At 64.4% G+C, this 24,298-nt stretch carries 23 protein-coding genes; 15 read left to right on the forward strand and 8 right to left on the reverse strand.

Going from position 1 to position 24,298, the window contains the following annotated elements:
- Positions 1-36: 36 nt before the first annotated feature.
- The gene (locus IVA79_RS10995) at positions 37-1,800 is read left to right on the forward strand and encodes an adenylate/guanylate cyclase domain-containing protein (RefSeq protein ID WP_247552731.1); all 1,764 of its coding nucleotides are present in this window, start codon (positions 37-39) and stop codon (positions 1,798-1,800) included.
- Positions 1,801-1,852: 52 nt separating this feature from the next.
- On the opposite strand, the gene IVA79_RS11000 is transcribed toward IVA79_RS10995, so the two are convergent.
- The 3 genes from IVA79_RS11000 to IVA79_RS11010 all read right to left on the reverse strand — a co-directional run bounded on the left by IVA79_RS11000 (position 1,853) and on the right by IVA79_RS11010 (position 7,789).
- Entirely contained in the window at positions 1,853-3,469 is a 1,617-nt protein-coding gene (locus IVA79_RS11000) for a DUF882 domain-containing protein (protein WP_247552733.1), read from the reverse strand.
- A 273-nt stretch (positions 3,470-3,742) separates the two neighbouring features.
- On the reverse strand, positions 3,743-5,950 hold the full coding sequence (locus IVA79_RS11005; protein WP_247552735.1) for a L,D-transpeptidase family protein: 2,208 nt from the start codon (positions 5,948-5,950) through the stop codon (positions 3,743-3,745).
- 342 nt (positions 5,951-6,292) lie between these two features.
- Positions 6,293-7,789 carry a sigma-54 dependent transcriptional regulator gene (locus IVA79_RS11010; protein WP_247552737.1) on the reverse strand — a complete coding sequence of 499 codons (1,497 nt, stop codon included), beginning with the start codon at positions 7,787-7,789 and terminating at the stop codon, positions 6,293-6,295.
- Between the two features lie 127 nt (positions 7,790-7,916).
- Here IVA79_RS11010 and IVA79_RS11015 point away from each other — a divergent pair, with 127 nt between their 5' ends.
- A complete protein-coding gene (locus IVA79_RS11015) occupies positions 7,917-9,797 on the forward strand; it encodes a M3 family oligoendopeptidase (RefSeq protein WP_247552739.1) in 1,881 nt (626 codons plus the stop codon).
- A 9-nt stretch (positions 9,798-9,806) separates the two neighbouring features.
- Here IVA79_RS11015 and IVA79_RS11020 read toward each other — a convergent pair whose 3' ends face one another.
- A complete protein-coding gene (locus tag IVA79_RS11020; protein ID WP_247552741.1) occupies positions 9,807-10,589 on the reverse strand; it encodes a sterol desaturase family protein in 783 nt (260 codons plus the stop codon).
- An 86-nt stretch (positions 10,590-10,675) separates the two neighbouring features.
- Here IVA79_RS11020 and IVA79_RS11025 point away from each other — a divergent pair, with 86 nt between their 5' ends.
- From IVA79_RS11025 to IVA79_RS11080, 12 genes are all read left to right on the forward strand, one after another.
- Positions 10,676-11,362, forward strand: coding sequence for a TetR/AcrR family transcriptional regulator C-terminal domain-containing protein (locus IVA79_RS11025; protein ID WP_247552743.1), 687 nt, complete (start codon positions 10,676-10,678; stop codon positions 11,360-11,362).
- Positions 11,363-11,442: 80 nt separating this feature from the next.
- A complete protein-coding gene (locus IVA79_RS11030) occupies positions 11,443-11,667 on the forward strand; it encodes an AbrB family transcriptional regulator (RefSeq protein WP_027532460.1) in 225 nt (74 codons plus the stop codon).
- Between the two features lie 12 nt (positions 11,668-11,679).
- On the forward strand, positions 11,680-12,075 hold the full coding sequence (locus tag IVA79_RS11035) for a type II toxin-antitoxin system death-on-curing family toxin (protein WP_247552745.1): 396 nt from the start codon (positions 11,680-11,682) through the stop codon (positions 12,073-12,075).
- 97 nt (positions 12,076-12,172) lie between these two features.
- Positions 12,173-12,325: an aa3-type cytochrome c oxidase subunit IV gene (locus IVA79_RS11040; protein WP_018317799.1), complete on the forward strand. Its 153-nt coding sequence runs from the start codon at positions 12,173-12,175 to the stop codon at positions 12,323-12,325.
- A 138-nt stretch (positions 12,326-12,463) separates the two neighbouring features.
- Positions 12,464-13,591, forward strand: coding sequence for a Re/Si-specific NAD(P)(+) transhydrogenase subunit alpha (locus IVA79_RS11045; protein WP_247552748.1), 1,128 nt, complete (start codon positions 12,464-12,466; stop codon positions 13,589-13,591).
- 11 nt (positions 13,592-13,602) lie between these two features.
- Positions 13,603-13,920, forward strand: coding sequence for a proton-translocating transhydrogenase family protein (locus IVA79_RS11050; protein WP_008546224.1), 318 nt, complete (start codon positions 13,603-13,605; stop codon positions 13,918-13,920).
- Between the two features lie 39 nt (positions 13,921-13,959).
- Positions 13,960-15,357, forward strand: coding sequence for an NAD(P)(+) transhydrogenase (Re/Si-specific) subunit beta (locus IVA79_RS11055; RefSeq protein ID WP_247552750.1), 1,398 nt, complete (start codon positions 13,960-13,962; stop codon positions 15,355-15,357).
- 218 nt (positions 15,358-15,575) lie between these two features.
- On the forward strand, positions 15,576-16,373 hold the full coding sequence (locus tag IVA79_RS11060; RefSeq protein WP_247553008.1) for an alpha/beta hydrolase: 798 nt from the start codon (positions 15,576-15,578) through the stop codon (positions 16,371-16,373).
- Complete coding sequence (locus tag IVA79_RS11065; protein ID WP_247553011.1) at positions 16,327-17,805, forward strand: sodium:proton antiporter; 1,479 nt, start codon at positions 16,327-16,329, stop codon at positions 17,803-17,805. The genes IVA79_RS11060 and IVA79_RS11065 overlap by 47 nt, the downstream gene beginning before the upstream one ends.
- A 49-nt stretch (positions 17,806-17,854) precedes the next feature.
- Positions 17,855-18,952, forward strand: coding sequence for an ionic transporter y4hA (locus IVA79_RS11070; RefSeq protein ID WP_247552752.1), 1,098 nt, complete (start codon positions 17,855-17,857; stop codon positions 18,950-18,952).
- Positions 18,953-18,973: 21 nt separating this feature from the next.
- Positions 18,974-19,258 carry a cupin domain-containing protein gene (locus IVA79_RS11075; protein WP_247552754.1) on the forward strand — a complete coding sequence of 95 codons (285 nt, stop codon included), beginning with the start codon at positions 18,974-18,976 and terminating at the stop codon, positions 19,256-19,258.
- 93 nt (positions 19,259-19,351) lie between these two features.
- Entirely contained in the window at positions 19,352-20,308 is a 957-nt protein-coding gene (locus IVA79_RS11080) for a hypothetical protein (protein WP_247552756.1), read from the forward strand.
- Between the two features lie 27 nt (positions 20,309-20,335).
- On the opposite strand, the gene IVA79_RS11085 is transcribed toward IVA79_RS11080, so the two are convergent.
- Both IVA79_RS11085 and rpsU read right to left on the reverse strand, forming a co-directional pair.
- A complete protein-coding gene (locus IVA79_RS11085) occupies positions 20,336-20,986 on the reverse strand; it encodes a tetratricopeptide repeat protein (protein WP_247552758.1) in 651 nt (216 codons plus the stop codon).
- 251 nt (positions 20,987-21,237) lie between these two features.
- Positions 21,238-21,534 (reverse strand): 30S ribosomal protein S21, encoded by a 297-nt coding sequence (rpsU, locus tag IVA79_RS11090; RefSeq protein WP_008546194.1) that lies wholly within the window; start codon positions 21,532-21,534, stop codon positions 21,238-21,240.
- A gap of 259 nt (positions 21,535-21,793) precedes the next feature.
- Here rpsU and aqpZ point away from each other — a divergent pair, with 259 nt between their 5' ends.
- Positions 21,794-22,516, forward strand: coding sequence for an aquaporin Z (aqpZ, locus tag IVA79_RS11095; RefSeq protein WP_247552760.1), 723 nt, complete (start codon positions 21,794-21,796; stop codon positions 22,514-22,516).
- Positions 22,517-22,612: 96 nt separating this feature from the next.
- Here aqpZ and IVA79_RS11100 read toward each other — a convergent pair whose 3' ends face one another.
- Together IVA79_RS11100 and purE are read right to left on the reverse strand one after the other, a co-directional pair.
- Positions 22,613-23,719, reverse strand: coding sequence for a 5-(carboxyamino)imidazole ribonucleotide synthase (locus IVA79_RS11100; protein ID WP_247552762.1), 1,107 nt, complete (start codon positions 23,717-23,719; stop codon positions 22,613-22,615).
- Positions 23,716-24,204: a 5-(carboxyamino)imidazole ribonucleotide mutase gene (purE, locus tag IVA79_RS11105; protein WP_247552764.1), complete on the reverse strand. Its 489-nt coding sequence runs from the start codon at positions 24,202-24,204 to the stop codon at positions 23,716-23,718. Before purE ends, IVA79_RS11100 begins: the two co-directional genes overlap by 4 nt.
- Between the last annotated feature and the right edge of the window lie 94 nt (positions 24,205-24,298).

The raw sequence follows: 24,298 nt of genomic DNA on the forward strand, positions 1-24,298 counted from the left end.
TTCATCTGCTAGAGTGCTCGGTGAAGGGACCGAGCGATGGATGTGCCTGGACCAGAGCGCAGGCTCGCCGCGGTCCTCGCCGCCGACATGGTCGGCTTTAGCCGTCTCATGGAGGTCGACGAGGCGGGTACCCTTGCGCGCCTCAAGACCCATCGCGTCGAGCTCATTGATCCGGCCATTGCCAAAAATCGCGGCGTCATCATCAAGACGACCGGTGACGGCATGCTTGCCGAATTCCACAGCGTCGTCGATGCCGTGTTATGTGCCGCCGAGGTTCAGCGTCGTATGGCGCGGCGCAATGCTGACGTCCCGCCGCCGCGATGGATACAATTCCGCATCGGCATCAATCTCGGCGATGTCATCGTCGATCAAAACGACATTTTCGGTGACGGCGTCAACATCGCGGCGCGACTGGAGGCGCTCGCCGAGCCTGGAGGGATCTGCGTTTCAGGCGCGGTGCGCGATCAGGTTGGCGACCGGCTGGACGGGGTTCAATTCGACGATCTCGGCGAGCAGAACGTCAAGAACATCGCCCGCCCGATCCGCGTCTTCCGCATCCGACTGGCGGAGGGACCTGCGAGCCTGCCCGACGCGACAAGGGCTGTTACGTCACCGGTGGTCTCGAAGAAGCCGTCCATCGCCGTGCTGCCGTTCGCCAACATGAGCGGCGATCCGGAACAGGAGTTCTTCGCCGACGGTCTCACGGAAGACATCATCACCGAGCTCTCGCGCTTCCACGATTTGCTCGTCATCTCCCGAAACTCGACCTTCGTCTACAAGGGCAAGGCCGTAAAGGTGCAGGACATCGGCCGCGAGTTCGGCGTGGACTACGTCATCGAGGGCAGCGTGCGTAAAGCCGGGGGGCGTGTCCGCGTCACGGTGCAGCTGATCGACGCGGAAACCGACCGTCATATCTGGGCCGAACGTTACGATCGCGAGCTCCAGGATATTTTCGCCATCCAGGACGAGATGACCCGCGCAATCGTCGCGACGTTGCCGGGTCGGGTCGAAGCGGCAGCGCATGACCGCACCAAGCGCAAGCCGACCGAGAACATGCGGGCCTACGAATGCGTGCTGGCTGCGAAACTCCTGCACCACCGTTCAGCGCGCGAGGACAATGCGCAGGCCCAGATACTGCTCAACCGGGCGCTGGTGATGGATCCGAATTACGCCCACGCTCACGCCTGGAAGGCGTGTGTGCTCGGCCAGTGCTGGATTTATGGCTGGTGCGCCGACCGCGACGCGACCTTTGAGCAGGTGGCCGCTGAACTCGAGATCGCCTTGGCGCTCGACGACAACGATGCGGACGTGCACCGGATTCTCGCCGCGCTCAATCTCACGCGCCACGACTATGAAAAAGCAACCTATCATCAGGAGCGTGCGCTGGCTCTCAATCCGAACTACGATCTCGTCGTCGTGCAGCAGGGAGAGCTGCTGACCTGGCTGGGCTTGCCTGAGGAGGGCATCGACTGGATCAGGAAAGCGATGCGTCTCAACCCCCATCATCCCGAGCGATTCTGGAGCCATCTCGGTCGCGCATATTATTGCGCGGAGAAATACGCCGAGGCCGCCGAGGCGTTTTCAAGGATAACGCGGCCCGACTATACCCATCACGCCTTCCTTGCCGCGATATTCGCGCAGATGAACAATGCCGTCGCCGCTGGCGCTCACGCCGCTGAGGTCCTGAAGCGCGAACCGGGATTCTCGGTGGCAGCCTATCTTGCAACGCTGCACTACAAGCGTGAGATCGACCGCGAGCGTCACGAATCCGGCCTCGTCAAGGCTGGCCTGCCGGCATGATCGATGCGGCGAGGAACGGAGGCAGGGGGAAAGCCTTGCCGGGCTGCAGCTTTCAGCGCAGCGCGGCCGTCCGCACGACGAACGACGTCGTCTGGAGCTTTGCGGTGGCGCTGCCGGAGAAAGTCTCGCAGGACAGGCCCTGCATCGGATCGTCGACAAAACCCATCGCGATCACGGCCCGTGGCTTGACGAAATAGGCGCGTAGCGCGGCCGTGTCGAGCTCGCCCATCAGCGTGACCGACATCGCACGGCTGGCGCTCGGGGACAGCATCACGATCTTGAGCCAGATGCTCTCACTCTTTGCGGCGGAGAGGCGGGTCGCGGTTGCGACCATGCCGTCGGTGCTCTTGCCGACCACCGTGTTGATCTCGCTCGCTTGAGCCATGCTGCGCGACGCGGCGGGGCGGGGCGTGCGCGGGATCGGTGCCGAGGCGGCGACGACGTTGGCGCGGTCGACCGGAGAGGCAGCCGGCGCGTAAGCCAAGGCCCGGAAGGCTGCGTTGGACACGCTTGCGGTTGGCTGCGGGTCGGTGGCGGCGGCGAGCGCCTGCCGCGCCTTCAATGCGGCGACCTGGGCCGGCGTTGCCTGCTGCGGCGCGGCCGGGACGTCATCCCAGAAGCCACGGGCATTGATGATGTCGGCCGGGGTCTCCAGCTTGCCGTCGACCGATTTGCCGGCCGCCGGCTTGTCAGCCACCGGCGCGGGCTTCGGCTTGGGCGGCGCAACGAGCTGCGCATCGGCCGAGGCGAGCTGGATCGTGGCGGCGATTTGCGGCTTGGCGCGCGGCGTCGGCACCGGTTCGGCGGGCTTGGCGGCGGCTGCGACGACGGTCGGGGCCGCCGGCTTTGCGGCCGGCGCAGGTGCGCCCTCGTCATCCTCGTCGCTGGCGGCCGGAGCTGCCGACTTGCCCTTGAACAGGGCGGCAAAGAAATTCGGCTTGCTGCTGGACTCCTCGCCGCTGCCACGTCGCTCGATCTCGGCCTTGGCGAGCTCATAGTTCTTCAGCGGCACGCCGTCGGTCGGCAGATGCACCGTCTTTCCATCCGGGAAGACGCGGGCGAGCTGGTCATGAGTCATGCGCGGCCAGTGCCGGACGCTGCCGGTGTCCAGATGCACGAAGGGCGAGCCTGAGGTCGGATAGAAGCCGACGCCGCCGCGCTGAAGGCGCAGGCCGGCGAAGCGGATCTGCTCCAGCGGCACGCCGGGAATGTAGAAGTCCATCGCATGGCCCAGCATGTGCTGGCTGGCGCGCGCCACACCGGAGGAGCGGCGGCGAAGCATGGCGTTGGTGGCAGGGGAACGGTAGGAGGAGATGATCTGGATCGGCTGTTTGGCGTCGACGTCGCGGTAGACTTCCCAGAGGATGTCGAACAGGCGACGGTCCATGACCGTCTCGTCCTGGGTGCGCCAGTCGCGCAGGAAGTGGTTGAGCTGCTTCAGCGCCGCCTCGTCGTAGCGGCCGTCGCGCTTGAAGGTGACGGTGAGGTCTTCGCCGGAATGGGTGTGGTGGAAGGAGAGCGTCTTGGTTTCGTTCAGCGCGGCGGCGTTATGAACCGAACCTGCGGCAGCAAGCAGCAATACGGCAGCGAGGCCGATCCGGTAACCGGCCTTCACTCCCGCATGGGACAACGACAGCACAGCGAATTGGCGTGCGAGACCAGTCAGCACGTATGAGCCCACCCAGTCGACGAGCGTTCAAAATGGACTCTCCCGCCAACCCCGTTAGCGCGCGAAAGAGGATGAACGCTTTCTTAAAGCGAGAAGGTTAATTCGAGGTTGACCTTCCCGCCCCCAAACCAAGTCAGAATACAATCCTAACCGGTTGACTGTGGCAAAAAAACGCCCGCGGCCCGGGCCCAGGTCGACAATGGTTAACGTTAAGCGGCCCCATCCATGGGACGGGACCGCTGATTTCGTTGCAGAATTTCCCCCGAGCCGGGCTTAGCGGGTGAACACCCGCTGCTGCTGCTGGGGCCGGCGACCGACCGGAGCCGGCGGCGGGGTCGGGGCTCCGCCTCCGAACAGCCGCTCGAAGAAGTTCGGGCCGGACGAGCCGAAGCCACCGCCGTTGTTGGCCACCGCCACGCCCGAGGGCAGGGTGGTCGCCGGGCGCGAATAGCTCGGCTGCGAGTGGGCCACGACGGCCTCGAGGTCCTTGCCGCGGTTGTTCTTCAGAATGTTGATCATGGTCGCGTCGCGGCCATAGACGTCCTTGCGGAATTGCAGCTTACCGGCGTCATCCACGAACGCGGTCTGATAGGTGATGTTGACCGGGACCGGCGTCGGGAATTTCAAATCGATCTCGCTCTTGCCGTACATGCTGCGCACGCGCTCGGGCGTGTATTTCTCGTTCGGCATGGTGATGTTGAGCAGCACCGAGGCGTACTGATCGGGATTCTGGACGCGCATGCAGCCATGGCTGAAGGCGCGGTCGTCCCTTGCGAACAGGTTCTTGTCCGGCGTGTCGTGCTGATAGACCAGGAACTTGTTCGGGAAGTTGAAGCGGATGCGGCCGAGCGCGTTGGCTTCACCGGGCGGCTGTGAGATGTGCACCGAGCCGTCGCGGTTCTGTTCGAGCTTGAGGCCCATGCGCTGGAGCACGGTCGGGTCCTGCTGCAGCGCCGGCAGGTACTCGTTGTAGACGATCGACGGCGGCACGTTCCAGGTCGGGTTGACCGTGATGTACTTCATCGTCTCCGTCAGCAGCGGGGTCGCATGCGTGCCGGGCTTGCCGGTGACGACGCGGGTGGTCCAGACCTGCTGGCCGCGCTGCATCACCTTCAGCGTGTAGTCGGGAATGTTGAGGATGACATAGGCATCGCCCAGTGCGGGCGCGCCGAGGTCGCGCGGCAGCCAGCGCCAGCGCTCCATGTTGACCAGCACCACGTCGATCTGCTTGTCGCGCTTCGGGGTGTTGAGCGCCTTGACCGTCTTGTCGTCGAGGATGCCGGTCGCCTTCAGCTCGGCGCTGCTCTGGAATTTGCGCACGGCGTCGGCGACCGCCGCGTCATAGCGGGTGTCATTCGCGTTTTCGGCGAGGCCGAGCTTGGCGCGCAGCTGCGGCACGCGCGGATCTTCCACGACGATCTCAGCCTGCTTCTTGCCGGCCGGGGTGTATTTCAGCGCCGGACCGTCGGCGATCTCGATCACCGGTCCGTTGCCCAGGCCGCGAAGCTCCGCGAGCTTCGCCTTCAGCTCCTTGTAGAGCTTGTGCGGCGGGTTGTAGCTGTCGAGCGCAGCGGAGGCGTCCGTCGCGGTCGTGACCTTGGCGAGCACCTCGTTCGGGTCGACCGGATGCTCGGGATAGAGGATGTCGCCGCTGACCTGCGACCAATGCATGCGGCCGCTCTGGGCCTGGCGCGCATAATCGAACATGCTGGCGGTGAGCTTCAGCTCGGCATCGGCGAGCGCATCGGGCGTGGTGGCGCTGGCGAAATCCGGCACCGCATAGTCGGCGGGGTTGAGACCGTCGGAGGCCGCGTCCTTCAGCCGCGCGATGACGCCCTTGGCCGCAGCGGTCAGGCTGCCGCCCTGCGTCCAGACCGGCGCGAAGTCGCGTGCGCCATAAAACTTCTCGATCGCGGCGCGCTCGGTCTTGCGGTCGAAATAGCGCGACGTCTTGGCGCCGATGATGTCCTTGAGCTTGTCGGCGACCGGCTGGTCGGCGGCGGGAACGTTGCTCGCGGCCTTCACCGGCTCGGCGGCAGGCGCCGCAGCGGGTGCCGCAGGCGCAGCCGGCGTTGCCGTCGCGGTGTCGGCCTTTGCAGGTTCAGATTTGGTGGGCTCGGTTTTCGCGGTCTCGCTCTTCGGCGCCTCGGGCGCGGGCGTGGTGGCGACGTCGGCCGGCTTCGTCTCGACCTTGTCGGCGGCCGGTGCTGGCGCAGCTTCTGCCTTCACCGGATCCTTCGCAGTTTCCTTGGTGGAATCCTGAAGCGTCGCGGTGGTGTCGAGCTTGATGTCGGATGCGGTCGGCGGCGGGACGTTGGCAGGCTCGGGACGCGGGATCGCGGCTTCGATCGCGAGTTCGGCAGCGCTGCTGCGCGCCTGATCCTGCGCCAGGGCTGAGCTGGCCGACACCGTGAGGAAGGTTGCCGCGACCGTCATCAAGACACGGTCAAAGCCCGCACGGTGGTTCAAACAGTCACGCATTGTGTCGCACCCCTCGGGTGAACTGCCCCTCGTGGAACAGCTTCGTTATCGCCTATGAGCTTCGGCTAAATCGCGCCGGCCTCTCGAAAGTTGCACGCCTGCACGCAACGATACGCAGACGATATACAGGCCCCGGTTTTGCAGCCAGCGCCAACCGGGACAACTCACGCCAAACTGACTTCAAGGGAGCCTCTTGGCAACGGATTGTGCGCTTGCCCCCCGCGCTTTTCCCTGTGTCTGTCACTTCCAAGTCACGGTTCAAGACGCAGTCGAATTCCTTCGTCATGGGAACGGCTTACAGCCGGTCTCGCATCGTCACGCGAACCTCGGTTCGCATGAGGTTCAGTGCGTCTCCTCGCCGCTTTTCCCGCCATGTCCGGGAACCCCGGCCTCGTCGAGTTTGCGGTAGAGGGTGGACCGGCCGATTTTGAGGCGGCGGGCCACCTCGGACATCTGGCCGCGATAATGCGAGATCGCGAATCGGATGATCTCGCTCTCCATGTCCTCGAGGGCGCGGACATCGCCGGTCGGGGTCAGCATGGCGAGAGTTCCCGCGGCGGGGAGCGGTGCGATGGGTATTTCATTACCTGATACCACCGAAGGGGTCGCCGCCGGCTCGAGCATCAGCGGCGCGGTCGGAATCTCCGTGACGGGATGCGGCTGCGAGGCGAGCAGAGGAAAATCACTGACGCCGAGCTGGTCGCCCTCGCTCATCACCACCGCGCGGTAGACCGCGTTTTCAAGCTGGCGGATGTTGCCGGGCCAGTCGAGCTGGGCGAGATGCGCCATGGCCTCGCCACTGATGCCGGTGATCTGGCGATTCTCCTCGGCGGCAAAGCGCGCCAGGAAATGCCGGAGCAGATGCGGGATGTCCTCGCGCCGGGCCCTGAGCGAGGGGATCGTCAGCGGCAGCACGTGCAGGCGATAGAACAGGTCTTCCCGGAAATGTCCCTGTTTCACCCGCTCCAGCAGCCGGCGATTGGTCGCCGAGACGATGCGGACGTCGACCTTGACGGGCTTGCGGCCGCCGACGGCCTCGACTGCGCCTTCCTGGAGCGCCCGCAGCAGCTTGACCTGCGCGGTCAGCGGCAGCTCGCTGACCTCGTCCAGAAACAGCGTGCCGCCATGGGCTTCGACGAACTTGCCCATGTGCCGCTCGGTGGCACCGGTGAAAGCACCCTTTTCGTGGCCGAAGAGAATGGACTCGACGAGGTTGTCGGGGATCGCGCCGCAATTGACGGCGACGAAGGGCTTTGCCTTGCGCTCGCCGCTGCCATGGATGGCGCGCGCGAACAGCTCCTTGCCGACGCCGGACTCGCCTTCGATCAGAACGGGAATCGCGGAGTTCGCCGCCTTCTGCGCGGCGCGCATCACGCCTGCCATCGCTTCGGAGCGGGTGATGATGTCGGAGAAGGTCAGCCGGCCCTCGCGGCTGTGCCGGATGCGCTGCAATTCGCCCTTGAGCGCGGAGGCGTTGAGCGCATTGCGCAAGGAAACCTGGAGGCGCTCCACGCCGACCGGCTTGACGACGAAATCGGCTGCACCGGCGCGCATCGCCGAGATCACGTTGTCGATGCCGCCATGGGCGGTCTGCACGATGACGGGGACGCTGAGGCCGGCTTCACGGATCTTCGCCAGCACACCCATACCGTCGAGGCCGGGCATCACGAGATCGAGGATGACGGCATCGATCGGCGCTGCGTCGGGGGCGGTGAGGGCGGCGATCGCGGCGTCGCCGGAATCCACGACGACCGTCTCATAGCCGCATTTCTGCACCATGTTCTCGACCAGCCGGCGAGCTACGGCGTCGTCGTCGGCGATCAAAATACTGGCAGCCATGGTGTTCCCCGCACGCTACTACTATCTGTCTCGAATCGGGGCACTCTGGCCGAAGCCGATTAACGCACTCTTAAACCTTGATGCCCCAGCCCGCCGCCGCGATTGTTGAACACAGGTTTCCCACACAATGAATTCGCGCTCCAAGAACGCTCTCCGCAAGCCTGCCCTTAAAAAATCCGCCGCCAAAAAATCTGCCGCCAAGGCAAAACCCTCCGCAAAGCCTGCGAGCAAGACCGGCAAGCTTCCGGAGTGGAACCTGGCCGATCTCTATTCCGGGATCGATGCGCCGGAAGTCGCGCGCGATCTCGAAAAGATGGATGCCGACTGTGTCGCGTTCGAGACCGACTACAAGGGCAAGCTGGAGACAGGGACAGCAAACGAAGATGGCGGAAAATGGCTCGCGGAGGCCGTGCGACGCTATGAGGCGATCGATGATCTCGCCGGCCGCCTCGGCTCCTATGGCGGTCTCGTCCATGCCGGTGACAGCGTGGACCCCAAGATTTCAAAGTTTTACGGCGATGTCTCCGAGCGGCTGACGGCCGCGTCGACGCATCTTCTGTTCTTCGCGCTCGAGCTCAATCGCGTTGATGACGATATTTTGAACCGCGCGATGCAAGCCCCCGAGCTCGCGCATTACCGTCCCTGGATCGAGGATCTGCGCAAGGAGAAGCCGTATCAACTCGACGACAAGCTCGAGCAGCTTTTCCTGGAGAAGGCGCAGACCGGCTATTCCGCCTTCAACCGGCTGTTCGACCAGACCATCTCCAGCCTGCGCTTCAAGGTGGGGTCCAAGGAGCTGGCGATCGAGCCGACGCTCAACCTGTTGCAGGACCGCGACGGCTCAAAGCGCAAGAGCGCGGCGGAGGCGCTCGCCAAGACCTTCAAGGCCAATGAGCGCACCTTTGCGCTGATCACCAATACGCTCGCCAAGGACAAGGACATCTCCGACCGCTGGCGCGGCTTCAAGGATGTCGCGGATTCCCGGCATCTGAACAACCGCGTCGAGCGCGAGGTGGTGGATGCGCTGGTCGCTTCCGTGCGCGCCGCCTATCCAAAATTGTCGCATCGCTATTACGCGCTGAAGGCGAAGTGGTTCGGCAAGAAGCGGCTGGCCTATTGGGACCGCAACGCGCCGCTGCCCTTTGCCGCGACCGACGTCATCGGCTGGCCCGATGCACGCAACATGGTGCTGACCGCCTATCGTGGCTTCTCGGCCGAAATGGCCGATATCGCCGAGCGATTCTTCACCGATCGCTGGATCGACGCGCCGGTGCGGCCTGGCAAGGTACCGGGCGCGTTCTCGCATCCGACCACGCCGTCAGCGCATCCTTACGTGCTGATGAACTACCAGGGCAAGCCGCGCGACGTGATGACGCTCGCGCACGAGCTCGGCCATGGCGTGCATCAGGTGCTGGCGGCGAAGAATGGCGCGCTGATGGCGCCGACGCCGCTGACGCTGGCGGAGACCGCGAGCGTGTTCGGCGAGATGCTGACCTTCCGGCGGCTGCTGGCGCAGACCAAGAGCGCCAAGCAGCGCCAGGCGCTGCTGGCCGGCAAGGTCGAGGACATGATCAACACCGTGGTGCGGCAGATCGCGTTCTATTCGTTCGAGCGCGCCGTCCATACCGAGCGCAAGAACGGCGAGCTCACCGCGACGCGGCTCGGCGAGATCTGGCTGTCGGTGCAGGGCGAGAGCCTGGGGCCCGCGATCGAGATCAAGGCGGGCTACGAGAATTACTGGATGTATATCCCGCACTTCATCCACTCGCCGTTCTACGTCTACGCCTACGCCTTCGGCGACTGCCTCGTGAACTCGCTCTATGCGGTCTACGAGAACGCGGCCGAGGGTTTTGCCGAGCGCTATCTCGACATGCTCGCGGCCGGCGGCACCAAGCACTATTCCGAGCTGCTGCGGCCGTTTGGATTGGATGCCAAGGATCCTAAATTCTGGGACGGCGGTCTCTCGGTCATTGCCGGGATGATCGATGAGCTGGAGGCGATGGGCTGAGGCGGCGCTTTAGCCGGTCGCGTTGGGGCCGCGGCCGAGGCTGTTCTGCCCGGCCGCAGGTTCATTCACGTCGACGAAGCCGAGCATCGCACCGAACCGGTTGGTCGCCGGCGTGTCGAAGCCGACCGCACCCTCGAAGCTTGCCGGATTGCGGAAGGTGCCGAACAGCATGTCCCAGATCGGCAGATCGCCATAGTTGAAGGCGTGCACATCGCGCTGGTGATGGATGCAATGTGCCTCCGGCCGCTGGATGATGAAGCCGAGCCATTGCGGCGTGCGCACGTTCATATGCTGGAAATAGCCGTAGAAGGCGGCGATGTAGCCGGTCGCAGCGGCTGCGACCGGATCGAGCCCGAGCACCAGCGTCGTCACCACGGAGGCGATCGCAAAGAATGCGAGTGTCTCCAGCGGATGGAACAGCGCTGCGCCCGACATGTCCATGCGTTGCGGGCTGTGATGAATCTGATGGAATAGTCGCCACATCAGCGGAAATGTGTGCGCGCTGCGGTGCCAGCCGTAATTGACCAGCGACAGCACGACATAGCCGAGCATCGCACCGCCGGCGACGCCGAGGCCGGTGAGGTCCATCAGCCTGTGCCGCTCCAGCCATGTTTCCGGCATCAGCAACGGGGTCAGCGTCGCCAGCAGGCCCTGAACCGTGAGGAAGCAGAAACCTCTGAGCCGCCAATAAGGAATGTCCGGGAACTGCCGCGCCGGGATCAGGCGCTCGATGGCCAGCATCGCGAGATAGGTGAGGGGCACCAAAAGACCGAACACATCGATCGCAGACATCGTTTCGGCTCCAGCCTTACGGTGTAAGTCGATTCCACAATAGCGCCTTGCGGTGTAAGGTTGCAAGTGGTTTCGATTCGGATGTCATGACCAGAAAAGCCAGAGCGGGCCGGAAAGCCTCGTCTGCCCCGCGCAAGCGCCGGGCGGTGCGCGAAGGGGGGCTGTCCCGCGAGCGGATTGCGGCCGTCGCCATGGCGCTGGTCGATCGCGATGGACTGGTCAAATTCTCGACGCGCCGGCTCGGCGAGGAACTCGGCTGCGAGGCCATGAGCATCTATCATCACTTCCCGAGCAAGGCGCATTTGATGGATGCGCTAGTCGACCTGATGCTTGCGGAGGCGCAGGTCGTGATGGAGCCGCAATGGGACTGGCGCGAGCGCCTGCGCCGATCCGCCCACGGCTTCCGCGCCATGGCGCGGAAGCACCCGGCATTCTTCCCGTTCTTCGCGGTGCACCGGCTCAACACGCTTGCCGGCGTTGCCTATATCGACGGCATCATCGGCATTCTGCGCGAGGCCGGTTTTTCCGATCGCGAGGCGGCGATCTATTTTCGCGTGCTCGGCTATTACCTGACGGGAGCGGCGCTGGACGAGACCGCGGGCTACGCGCAAGGCCCGTCGTCGCCCGAGCCAGTCTCGAACGAGACCATCCTCGCCAGTTTCAAGCATCTTGCCGCCGCTGCACCCTACTTCCAGCCGGCGCATTTCGGGGCGACGTTCGAGACCGGACTTGAAATCCTGCTCGATGGGATTGCGCGCGTCCGCGGGGCATAAGGCGGGGTGTAAAACATTTGTTGAACGGGCATTGGGATGGTGTTATACATATGTATAACGTCTCAGCGTGTGGTGAAGCCGTGAAAATCGAGATCAAGAAGATCGGCAATTCGGATGGGCTGTTGCTGCCGCGCGAGCTGATGCAGCGGCTCGATCTCAAGCGCGGGCAGCAATTGCATATCGTCGAACTGCCCGGCGGTGGTTTCCAGCTGCTGCCCTATGATCCGGATTTCGAGCGGACGATGGAGATCGCCGACGAGATCATGGACAAGTATCGCGACACGCTCGCCGCACTCGCGAAATAGTGGCGTCACGCGGTGAGCGAGCCTCGAGAGCCGCTATGGATCACCTACGAGCAGGCTGTCGCGATTCATAGCCGGCAGCTTCGCCGCTTTGGTGGCGCGCCGGGGCTGCGCGATGAAGGCATGCTGCGATCTGCGCTGGAGCGCCCGATCAATAAATGGCGCTACGAGCAGGCTTCGATGGATGAACTCGCCGCGGCCTACGCCTTCGGTCTCGCGAAGAACCACGCATTCGTCGATGGTAACAAGCGCATCGCCTTCATGGCGCTGATGGTCTTTTTGCACAAGAACGGCGTCGCCTTTAGTCCCGATCCTGCGGAAGCGACGACCATCATTCTCTCCCTTGCCGCGGGCGAAGTCAGCGAGCAGAGCCTTACGCGCTGGATCCAGGACAATCGGAATTCCAAATGACCCGATTTGCGGGAAAACCCCGCCTCCGTGCCGTTGCCCTGCCCGAAAGTTTGCGGTATCCCAGCCCAAGAATTCGACTTTCGACTGGGGACATTCCATGGCTGATCATAGCGAAGTGGCGTACAGCACCGCCGACGGCAACGACTACGTTGCGCACGAGCAGACCTACGAGGGCTTCATCAAGCTGGTGAAGTACGGCACGGCCTCGGTCGCGCTCATCGTGATTCTGATGGCGATCTTCCTGACTTGATCTATCCGGCTGCTGCACACGCCAGCGGCAGCAACTGCCCAGAATATTTGCATCAAAGCCGGTACTAAAACCGGTATCGAACGCCGCGGGAAGTAACGCTTAAGTTTGCGCGCGCTGTCCCGCGCCGCCGGAGGGCCTATGAAGATCGCCGTTGCCAAGGAAATCGATCCGTCGGAGCCGCGGGTCGCCGCTTCGCCCGATACGGTGAAGAAGTTTAAGGCGTTGGGCGCCGAGATCGCCGTCGAGCCGGGCGCCGGCCTCAAGTCGGGCCTGCCGGATTCCGAATTCACCGCCGTGGGCGCCACCGTCAGCGCAGACGCGCTGAACGACGCCGACATCATCATCAAGGTGAAGCGCCCCGAGGCGTCCGAGCTGTCGCAATACAAGCGCGGTGCGCTCGTCATCGCCATCATGGATCCCTATGGCAACGAGGCCGCGCTGAAGACGATCGCCGATGCCGGTGTCTCCGCCTTCGCGATGGAGCTGATGCCGCGCATCACACGCGCGCAGGTGATGGACGTGCTGTCCTCGCAGGCCAACCTTGCCGGCTACCGTGCCGTGATCGAGGGCGCCGAGGCCTTCGGCCGCGCCTTTCCGATGATGATGACGGCGGCCGGCACCGTGCCTGCCGCAAAAGTGTTCGTGATGGGCGTCGGCGTCGCCGGCCTGCAGGCGATCGCGACCGCGCGCCGCCTAGGGGCCGTCGTGACCGCGACCGACGTGCGGCCCGCGACGAAAGAGCAGGTGGAATCGCTCGGCGCAAAATTCCTCGCCGTCGAGGACGAAGAGTTCAAGAACGCGCAGACCGCCGGCGGCTACGCCAAGGAGATGTCCAAGGAATACCAGGCCAAGCAGGCCGCGCTCACCGCCGAGCACATCAAGAAGCAGGACATCGTGATCACGACCGCGCTGATTCCGGGCCGGCCGGCGCCGAAGCTGGTCAGTGCCGAGATGGTCAAGTCGATGAAGCCGGGCTCGGTGCTGGTCGACCTCGCCGTCGAGCGCGGCGGCAATGTCGAAGGTGCGAAGCCGGGTGAGGTCGTCGACCTCGATGGCATCAAGATCGTCGGCTACACCAACGTCGCCGGCCGCGTTGCGGCCTCGGCCTCCAGCCTCTACGCGCGCAATTTGTTCTCCTTCATCGAGACCATGGTCGACAAGAAAGAGAAGAAGCTCGCCGTGAACTGGGACGACGAGCTCGTCAAGGCCACCGCGCTCACCAAGGACGGCGCCGTGATCCACCCGAACTTCCAGCCGAAGGTTTAAGGAGAGCCGCCATGGAGCATGCAGCACAGCTCGTCGACCCCTTCATCTTCCGGCTGTCGATTTTCGTCCTCGCCGTTTTCGTCGGCTATTTCGTGGTGTGGTCGGTGACGCCGGCCCTGCACACGCCGCTGATGAGCGTGACCAACGCGATCTCCTCGGTGATCGTGGTCGGCGCGCTGCTCGCGGTCGGCGTCGGCATGGTTTCGAGCGGCTCGGGTTGGGCGCGGGGCTTCGGCTTCGTCGCGCTCATCTTCGCCTGCGTAAACATCTTTGGCGGCTTCCTTGTCACCCAGCGCATGCTGGCGATGTACAAGAAGAAGTCGAAGTAAGCGGCCACCTCGGGCTGAAGGGATCAATGGGGACCTGAGATGAGCGCCAATCTCTCTGCATTCTTGTATCTCGTGGCGGGGGTGCTGTTCATCCTGTCGCTGCGCGGGCTGTCGAGCCCGGCATCGTCACGCCAGGGCAATCTGTTCGGCATGATCGGTATGGCGATCGCGGTCGCCACCACCCTTGCGAGCCATCCGCCGGCCGATGGCCTAGCCTGGGTGTTGGTCATCCTCGCGGTCGCGATCGGCGGCGGCGTCGGCGCGGTGATCGCCCGCCGCGTGCCGATGACCTCGATGCCGGAACTGGTCGCCGCCTTCCACTCGCTGGTCGGCATGGCCGCGGTGCTGGTCGCCGCCGGCGCGTTCTACGCGCCCGAGGCCTTCGACATCGGCACTCCCGGCAACATCCATACGCAGAGCCTGGTCGAGATGTCGCTCGGCGTCGCCATCGGCGCGCTGACCTTCACCGGCTCGGTGATCGCGTTCCTGAAGCTGTCCGCGCGGATGAGCGGCGCGCCGATCATCCTGCCCGCCCGCCACATCATCAACATCGCGCTCGCATTGGCGCTGGTGTTCTTCGTCGTCCGCCTCGTCCTCACCGGCGGCGCGTTCGACTTCTGGATGATCACCATCCTGGCGCTGGCGCTCGGCGTGCTCATGATCATCCCGATCGGCGGCGCCGACATGCCGGTCGTGATCTCGATGCTGAACTCCTACTCCGGCTGGGCCGCCGCTGGCATCGGCTTCACGCTCGGCAATTCCGCGCTGATCATCACCGGCGCGCTGGTAGGTTCTTCGGGTGCGATCCTGTCCTACATCATGTGCCACGCGATGAACCGCTCCTTCATCTCGGTCATCCTCGGCGGCTTCGGCGGTGAGACCGCCGCTGCCGGCGGTGGTACGGGCGAGCAGAAGCCGGCCAAGCTCGGCTCGGCGGATGATGCGGCCTTCATCATGAAGAATGCGCAGAAGGTCATCATCGTGCCCGGCTACGGCATGGCGGTGGCGCAGGCCCAGCACGCGCTGCGCGAGATGGGCGACATTCTCAAGAAGGAAGGCGTCGAGGTGAAATACGCCATTCACCCGGTCGCCGGCCGCATGCCCGGCCACATGAACGTGCTCCTCGCCGAAGCCAACGTGCCCTATGACGAGGTGTTCGAGCTCGAGGACATCAACTCCGAATTCGCGCAGGCCGACATCGCCTTCGTGATCGGCGCCAACGACGTCACCAATCCGGCGGCCGAAGAGGACAAGACCTCGCCGATCTACGGAATGCCCGTGCTTCAGGTCTGGAAGGCCGGCACGGTGATGTTCATCAAGCGCTCGCTGGCCTCCGGCTATGCCGGCATCGACAATCCGCTGTTCTATCGCGACAACACCATGATGCTGCTCGGCGACGCCAAGAAGGTCACCGAGAACATCGTCAAGGCGATGTAGCCGCGCGAAGGAAACGGACCGTGGCCCTGAACAAGGAGTGGTACCGGTCCCATCGCATGCCGCCCAAGGCGACGCGCGCACAGCGAGTTGCATGGCACGCCGCCCACAAGGCGGCGTGCGGCTGCCGCGACGTTCCGGCGAGCCTCCGGCCCGATGTCATGAAATTGCTGTGGAGCCGTCGCAAGCCCTGAGTTTAAACCGGGGCCGGCCGCGCAATGATCACCATCGCCAAATGGACCGTCATCCTGCTCGTGACTGTCTATCTCGCCGGGCTCGTCGTGCTTTATGTCCGGCAGCGCGAGATGCTGTTTCCGATCCCGCCCGTCGGTCGCACTGCACCCGATGCCGCAGGTTTGCCCGAGGCAGAAGAGCATGTCCTGACCACCTCCGATGGCGAGAAGGTCATCGCCTGGCACGTGCCGGCGAGACCCGGCCGTCCCGTGATCCTGTACTTCCCCGGCAATGGTGATTTTCTCGCCGGCTGCGTCAGCCGCTTCAAGGCGATGACCGCTGACGGTACCGGCCTCGTCGCGCTGTCCTATCGCGGCTATGCCGGCTCGAGCGGTGCGCCTAGCGAGCAGGGCCTGCTGCGCGACGCGGCCGCCGCCTACGCGTTCACTAGCGCGCGCTATGGGACGGAACGAATCGTTGCCTGGGGCTTTTCGCTCGGGACGGGCGTGGCGGTCGGGCTCGCATCCGAGCATCCGATCGGCAAGCTGATCCTGGAAGCGCCCTATACCTCGGCGGTGGACATCGCCGCATTTTCATTCCGGTACGCGCCGGTGCGTCTTCTGATGCGCGACCCGTTTCGATCCGACGAGCGAATCGCGCGCGTCACGGTGCCGCTGCTGTTCATGCATGGCACCAATGATCTTGTCATTTCCATCGTGTTCGGAGAGCGTCTGTTCGCGCTCGCTCACGGACCCAAGCAGTTCGTTCGCTTTGCGGGCGGCGGACACGACAATCTCGATCAATATGGCGCGATCGAAACGGCGAGAGATTTCATTGGCAGTTGACCGATTGTCCGCACGTTACGGTTCCGCGCTCGCCGTCTTCTGCTTGACGCTTTTGCCGCAGAATGCGCTTGCAGCGACCGGGCTCGACGGCGCGGCGATGCGCTGGCCCTATGCGCTGCCGTTTGCCGGCCTGTTGCTGTCGATCGCGCTGGGGCCGCTGCTGTTTCCAAAGATCTGGCACCATCATTACGGCAAGATCACTGCGGCCTGGGCGCTGCTGGCACTCGCCGCGCTCGTCGTGTTCGCCGGCGGCATGCCGACGCTGAAGGCGCTCGTTCATGCCATGCTCGCCGAATATCTCGGCTTCATCGTGCTGCTGTTCTCGCTCTATGTCGTGGCCGGCGGCATTCTGATCACCGGCGACATCAAGGCGACGCCGGCGAGCAATTTGGGGATCCTTGCGCTCGGCACATTGGGGGCGAGTATCGTCGGCACCACGGGCGCCGCGATGATCCTGATCCGTCCCTTGATCCGGGCCAATCGGCCGCGGCGCCACAACGCTCATGTCATCGTCTTCTTCATCATCCTGGTCGCCAATGTCGGCGGCGCGCTGAGCCCGCTCGGCGATCCCCCGCTGTTCGTCGGCTTCCTGCACGGTGTCGACTTCTTCTGGACCACGCGGACCATCTGGTTTCAGACCGCGATCGTGGCCGGACTGCTGCTCGCCATCTTCGCCGCCATCGACGTCTGGCACTTCCGCAGCGAGCCGCAGCCCGACGACAAAGGCCGCCAGGAGCCGATGCGCATTCGTGGCCTCGTGAATCTCGTGCTGATCGCGGCGATCGTCGCGAGCCTGCTGGCGTCGGCGATGTGGAAGCCGGGCATTGCGTTCGACATTCTCGGCACCAAGCTCGAACTGGAGGACGTCGTGCGCAATCTGGCGCTGCTGGCCATCGCCGCGCTGTCGGTGTGGCTGACGCCCGACGAGCACAGGCAGGCCAATGGCTTCACCTGGGAGCCGATCCGCGAGGTCGCAAAGCTGTTCGCGGGCATTTTCGTCGCCATCATCCCGGTCATTGCCATGCTCAATGCCGGCCATCACGGCGCCTTCGCCTGGCTGCTCTCGGCCGTGACGGGACCGGACGGTGCGCCGCGCGAGGTCGCTTATTTCTGGTTCACGGGCCTGATGTCCGCGTTCCTCGACAATGCGCCGACCTATCTGTTGTTCTTCGAGCTCGCCGGCGGCGACCCGCAAGTGCTGATGCATCAGCTCTCGGGCACGCTCGCTTCGATCTCCATGGGGGCGGTCTACATGGGCGCGCTCACTTATGTCGGCAATGCGCCGAACTTCATGGTGAGCAGCATTGCCAGCGAGAACGGCATCAAAATGCCGAGCTTTTTCGGCTATCTCCTGCGCGCGGGCGCCGTGCTGATCCCGCTGTTCCTGTTGCTGACGATGCTGCCGGTGGCGCCGATCCTGCACTGGCATTGAATCTCGCGCCTGATTTGCTACTGCTCATTCAAGCAAATGGAAGCGGTGGATGAGCGCGCATAATCCGATGCCCCGGTCGGCCTGGATCTTTCCGGCGCTGGCCGTGCTGTTGTTCGCAGTCGTCAGCGCGACGGGCTACGTGTTCACGCTCTCGCCGAGCGGGCTTGTCTTCGCCATCGTCCTCCTGGTCATCCTGTTCGGCGCGGTGTTCGCCGCGGTGCATCATGCCGAAGTGATCGCGGAGCGGGTCGGCGAACCCTATGGCACGCTGGTGCTGACGCTCTCGGTGACCATCATCGAGGTGGCGCTGATCACCACGATCATGCTGGGCGACAAGCCTGCCCCGGCGCTGGCGCGCGACACCGTGTTCGCCGTGGTCATGATCGTCTGCAATGGCCTCGTCGGGCTCTGCATCTTCATCGGCGGCCTGCGCTATCGCGAGCAGGGTTTTCAGCTCTCCGGCGCCAACGTCTATCTCAGCGTCCTGTTCGCGCTCGCGACCATCACGCTGATCATGCCGAACTACACCACCACCACGCCCGGGCCGGTCTATTCGGCAGTTCAGCTCGGTTTCGTCGACGTGGTCACGCTCGCGCTGTACGGGGTGTTTCTCTACACCCAGACGGTCCTGCACAAGGATTACTTCGTCCATGAACGGGTGGAGGGCGAGAGTGGCGAAGCGCATCCGTCGGGCAAGATGCTGGCGCTCAGCGTCGTGCTGCTGCTGGTTGCGCTGCTGGCGGTCGTGCTGCTCGCCAAGAAATTCTCGCTGGTGGTCGACGCCGTCGCGGCCAAGATCGGCGCGCCGCCCGCCTTTACCGGACTTCTGGTCGCGCTCCTGATCCTGATGCCCGAGGGCCTCGCGGCCGTCTCGGCGGCCCGCAAGAACGACCTCCAGAAGAGCATCAATCTCGCGCTGGGCTCGTCGCTGGCGACCATCGGGCTGACCATCCCGGCCGTCGGCGTTGCCACCTACGCGCTCGATAAGGAGCTCGAGCTCGGCCTCAACGCTCAGGGCAGCGTGCTTTTGCTCCTGACCTTCTTCCTGAGCATGCTGACCTTCGGCACGGGCAGGACCAATGTCCTGTTCGGACTGGTCCATATGGTGGTATTTGCAGTCTACGTGTTCATGGTCTTCGTGCCGTGAAGTGCGATAGGGGGAGTTCCGATGCTTGCCGCCAAGTCCGAGGTTCAGGTCGACAATCAGGAGGTCCGGGTGACGGAATGGCGCCTTCCGCCCGGCGGTGCCACCGGGTACCACACCCACGGCATGGACTACGTCATTGTTCCCGTCGTCGCGGGGGAGATGACCATCGTTGCGCCCGGCGGCGAGCGTTCCAAGGCGCAGCTTGCGGCAGGGAAATCCTATTTCCGCAAGGCCGGTGTCCAACATGACGTACTTAACGAAACCTCAACCGAGATCGTGTTCCTTGAAATCGAGTTGAAACCGTAGGTTAGCGCCCCTGTTTGCCATCGATCCGTCGCAGTTGATCCCTCACAATGCCCTAAAGTTCCCGCATCAGATCGCGCGGGGAGTGGCCGAGAAATGCTGAAATACCTCGCTAAAATCTCGATGGATATTTTCCCCTCGGTGCTCGCGACGATCATCGGGGCGTACATCGTTAACCATTACATCAACGCCAAGCCGGCGGCTGATGCCCCCGCGGCCGTCGTGGCGCCGGCCGAGGCCGGCAAGAACGGCAAGCCCGCCGATGTCGCCAATCTCCCAGCGCCCGGCGTCAAGGCCAAAGGCATTCCCGAGAAGAGCGTGACGGACAAGCCGGCGGCCGAGAAGGCCGCCGATCAGCCGGTCGTCGAGCACAAGGCTGCGGATGTGACACCGGCCGAGGCCAATCCGCGCGGCAAGCCAGCGCGTGAGAAGGCGGCCGCCAAGTCTGCGCCGACCTCGACCCCGGCCGTCACTGCAGCCGCTCCCGCTGCCCCGGTGGCGGAGGCTAATGCGGCGCCGGCTGCAACCCCCGACGCCAACGATCTCGTGCGTGCCGCGATCGAGCGCCTGCGCAAGTCGCCTGAGGGCAAATCCGCTGAGGGCAAATCGTCCGCTGAGGCCAGATCTTCCGAAACCAAGCCCGCCGAGGTTCGGCCGGCCGAGGCCAAAGCAGCCGAGAGGCCGCCAGAGCCTGCGGTGCGGGAAGCCGCTCGCACGCCGGAGGCCCCGCGGGTCATCAGCATGGAGCCGGCTCCGGTCCGCCCGCTGCCGCCGCCGATCACGGTATCGACGCCCTCATCTGATGCTTATGGCAATGATGGCGCCTCGTCGGCCAATCCGCCCCACACGGCCTCGGTCAGCAACGACGATCCGAATCGAGTGACGCCGCCGGCTGACATTCCCGTGCCGGTGATCGCGCCGCCGCTCGATCTGCGCGCCGATGCCGGTGCCTCCTTGCCGCGGCCGAAGAAGACCAATGTCGCCGACGAGATGCTCTCGGGCATGAAGTCGATGTTCAACTCCGTTCTGCCGAAGAGCGCCACCCCCGACTAAGACAGCGCCTGCGCCGCGTCCAAATCGTCACCCGCCGACGCGAGCGAGGCCGCTGCGCGCAGCGTCGTCGCGTGGGCGAAGCGAGACAGCCCTGGTGTAGGACGCCGCCGCCTTGGTCTTGTCGCCCAGCCTTTCATAGGCCTGTCCGCGCGTGGTCCAGACCTGGGCGTTGTGCGGATCGGCCTCGGAGGCCTCATCGAGATCGGCCGCGGCCTCCTTGACCTTGCCGAGCGCAAGATAGCTGGCGGCGCGGCCGAGCAGCGGCTCGACCTTCTGCGGGTTGAGGCCGCTCGCAGCACTGAAATCGGCGATCGCGAAATCGTGCTGGTGATTGCCCTGGTAGATCAGGGCGCGGCCATAAAGCGCCTGCGCATTATAGGGATCGAGCCCGACGGCGCGATTGAACTCGTCGAGCGCTGCCGCGGTCTCGCCGGACTTGGCCAGGGATTGGGCTTTTGCAGTGTGGGCCTGGGCTTCGGTGACGTTGCCGGCGCTCACCGCGCTCTCAACCGGCGCAGCCGCCTTGGGTGCTTCCTGAGGCTTGTCCTTCTCCGGCATCAGCGATCCCAGATCGAAGGAGCAGCCGCACAGTGCGATCCCCATCAAGGTCAGCGCGAACGGCCGCTGCCAGGTCTGGCGTAGCCGTGCCAAGCCGCGCTCGGAGAAAGGAGAGGCCATCTACGGTTCGCTCGCGCTAGAGCATGATCCGGACCCGAAGGGCCGCGTTAGCGAAAAGTGGGCAGTGATCTTCCAAAGAGATCATGCCCAGACAACAAACTAAAGGGCGATGACACTTTGTCCTAAACTCATCGCGCATTGGCGCCGCATCGGGAAGTGCCGGTTTAGAAAGGCACCGCTCACAAACAATAACGCGGGCCAGGGGGCCCGCGTCATCGGAAACTGAAATCTTGCTAAATGCGGTAGGTCAATCAGCGCGGACCGCGCGGACCCGCACCGGGGCCGCCACGACCGCCGCGATCACCGCCCGGGCCGGCGCCGAACACCGGCTTCGGCTTCATCGGCAGCAGGCCTTCGCGCTGCAGCTTCTTGCGGGCCAGCTTGCGCGCGCGGCGCACGGCTTCGGCCTTTTCGCGGGCCTTCTTCTCGGAGGGCTTTTCGTAGTGACCGCGGAGCTTCATCTCGCGGAAAATTCCCTCGCGCTGCATCTTCTTCTTCAGCGCCTTGAGGGCTTGATCGACATTGTTATCGCGAACGAGAACCTGCACGCGGCATCCTCTTTGGTGGATCGGATTTGAATTCTGATAAGACGAAGGGGATGGCGAAACGCGCAAGCCCTTAACCTTGAGGGCGCGGATGTATCAGACAAAAGGGGGGATGTCCACCGGCCAAGCGGGGATTCGGGCCAAGTTCAGCCATTAAATGAGGCAGAATGCCTCCGTGCGGCCCTGATTTGGGAGATTCGACGCCAAAGGTGGGGCCGTTTCCGGAGCCTTGTTCCGGATACTTGAAAGTAGGGGACGACACATGGATATCAAGAAATACGCCGCTGAAGCCATCGGCACGTTTTGGCTCACATTCGCAGGTTGCGGGAGCGCGGTGATCGCCGCGGGCTTTCCTCAGGTCGGAATCGGCCTGGTCGGTGTTTCCCTCGCGTTCGGCTTGAGCGTCGTCACCATGGCCTATGCCATCGGCCATATCTCGGGTTGCCATCTCAACCCGGCCGTCACGGTCGGTCTTGCTGCCGGCGGCCGTTTTCCCGCCGGGCAGATCCTGCCCTATGTGATCGCCCAGGTCGCCGGGGCGATCGTGGCGGCGTGGCTGCTCTATGTCATCGCCAGCGGGGCTCCCGGATTCGACGTCAGCAAGGGCTTCGCATCCAACGGCTATGACGCGCATTCGCCCGGCCAGTACAGCATGATCGTGTGCTTCCTCACCGAGGTGGTGATGACCATGATGTTCCTGTTCATCATCATGGGCGCCACGCATGGCCGCGCGCCCGCAGGCTTCGCACCGCTCGCGATCGGGCTCGCGCTGGTGATGATCCATCTCGTCAGCATCCCCGTCACCAACACCTCGGTGAACCCGGCGCGCAGCACCGGCCCAGCGTTGTTCGTCGGCGGATGGGCAACGGCGCAGCTCTGGCTGTTCTGGGTCGCGCCGTTGATCGGCGGCGCGCTGGGCGGGGTGGTCTATCGCTGGCTCAGCGAGGAGCCCGCGGGCGTCGTCGCGGGCGCGAAGACGGCGTAGAGAGCGTTTTCGAGCGAAGTGGATACCGGTTCGCGTCAAGAAAACGCGTCAAAACAAAAATCGCAAAGTGGGATCGCAGCGGTTGCTGCGGTCCCGCTACGTGCCCTTCGGCGGCCTGACTTCGGTGACGTGACCCATCTTGCGGCCGGGGCGCGGCGTGCCCTTGCCGTAGATGTGCACGGTCGCGCCCGGCATGCTGAGCCACTTCTCGTAGTCGTTGATCTCGTCGCCGATCAGATTGGTCATGGTGACGATGTCACCGTGGCGCACCGGCTTGCCGAGCGGCCAGCCGGCGATGGCGCGGATATGCTGCTCGAACTGCGAGACGGAGGCGCCGTCCAGCGTCCAGTGCCCGGAATTGTGCACGCGCGGGGCGATCTCGTTGACCAGCACCTTCGGCCCGGTGCCGTTGGCGAGCACGAACATCTCGACGGCGAGAACGCCGACATAGTCGAGCGCGCTCGCGATCTTGCCGGCGATGCTGCGCGCGTCCTCGGCGAGCGAATCCGGGATCGGTGCGGGCGCGCGCGATATTTTCAGGATGTGGTCGCGGTGCTCGTTCTCGGTGACGTCGAAGCATTCGACCTGGCCTGTGACCGATCGTGCGGCGATCACGGAGATCTCGCGCTCGTACGGCACGAAGGCTTCCAGGATCGCCGATTTCGTGGCGAGGCTGGTCCACACCTTGGCGATGTCGTCGCCCTCGCGGATGATGGCCTGGCCCTTGCCGTCATAACCGAAGCGGCGGGTCTTGAGCACGGCGGGAAGACCGATCCTGAGGATCGCCTCGCGCAATAAAGCCACTGAGGTGACATCGGCGTAGGCTGCGGTGCCGATGCCGAGCCGGGTGACAAAATCCTTCTCGGCGAGCCGGTCCTGGGTGGTCTCGAGAATCTTGCGGTTGGGCAGCACGGGTCGGCGCGCATCGAGCACCATCGCGGCCGCGGCGGGCACGTTCTCGAATTCGTAGGTGATGACGTCGACGTCGCCCGCGAACATTTCGAGCGCTTCGACATCGGCATATTCGGCACAGGTCGCGTTCAAGACGACGTCGAAGGCCGGCGAGTCCGGATCGGGCGAGAACACCTGGGAGCGTAGGCCGAGCCGCGCCGCAGCCATGGCCAGCATCCGGCCCAATTGTCCGCCGCCGAGGATTCCGATGGTGTCACCGGGCTTCAGCTTGACGTGCCTGCTGTCGGTCACGCCTTGTCCTCCGGGAACTCGGCGACGGCCTCGGTCTGAGCCTTGCGCCAGGCGGCGAGGCGATTGGACAAGGCCGGGTCGGACAAGGCCAGGACGGACGCTGCCAGCAGCGCGGCGTTGATCGCGCCGGCCTTGCCGATGGCGAGGGTGCCGACCGGGATGCCGGCGGGCATCTGGACGATTGAATAGAGCGAATCGAGGCCCTTGAGCGTCTTGGATTCGACGGGAACGCCGAACACCGGAAGCTCGGTCAGGGCCGCCGCCATGCCGGGCAGATGGGCAGCGCCTCCAGCGCCGGCGATGATGACCTTGTAACCCGCCGCCTTGGCTCCCTTGGCGAAAGCAAACAGCCGGTCGGGGGTGCGGTGAGCCGAAACGATGCGGCTGTCGGCGGCAACGCCGAGTGCGGCAAGCGTGTCGGCGGCGTGCCGCATCGTGTCCCAGTCCGACTGGCTTCCCATGATGATGGCGATCGGCGCGGTCATGACTTTAATTGTGCCCGAAAAACAGAAGGATAGGCCAGATTAACGGTTCCGGCCGGCGGCTCGCAAGGCGGTGGCAAGGAGAAGGGAATCCACT

The sequence above is a fragment of the Bradyrhizobium sp. 138 genome, assembly GCF_023074075.1.
Taxonomy (GTDB): Bacteria; Pseudomonadota; Alphaproteobacteria; order Rhizobiales; family Xanthobacteraceae; genus Bradyrhizobium.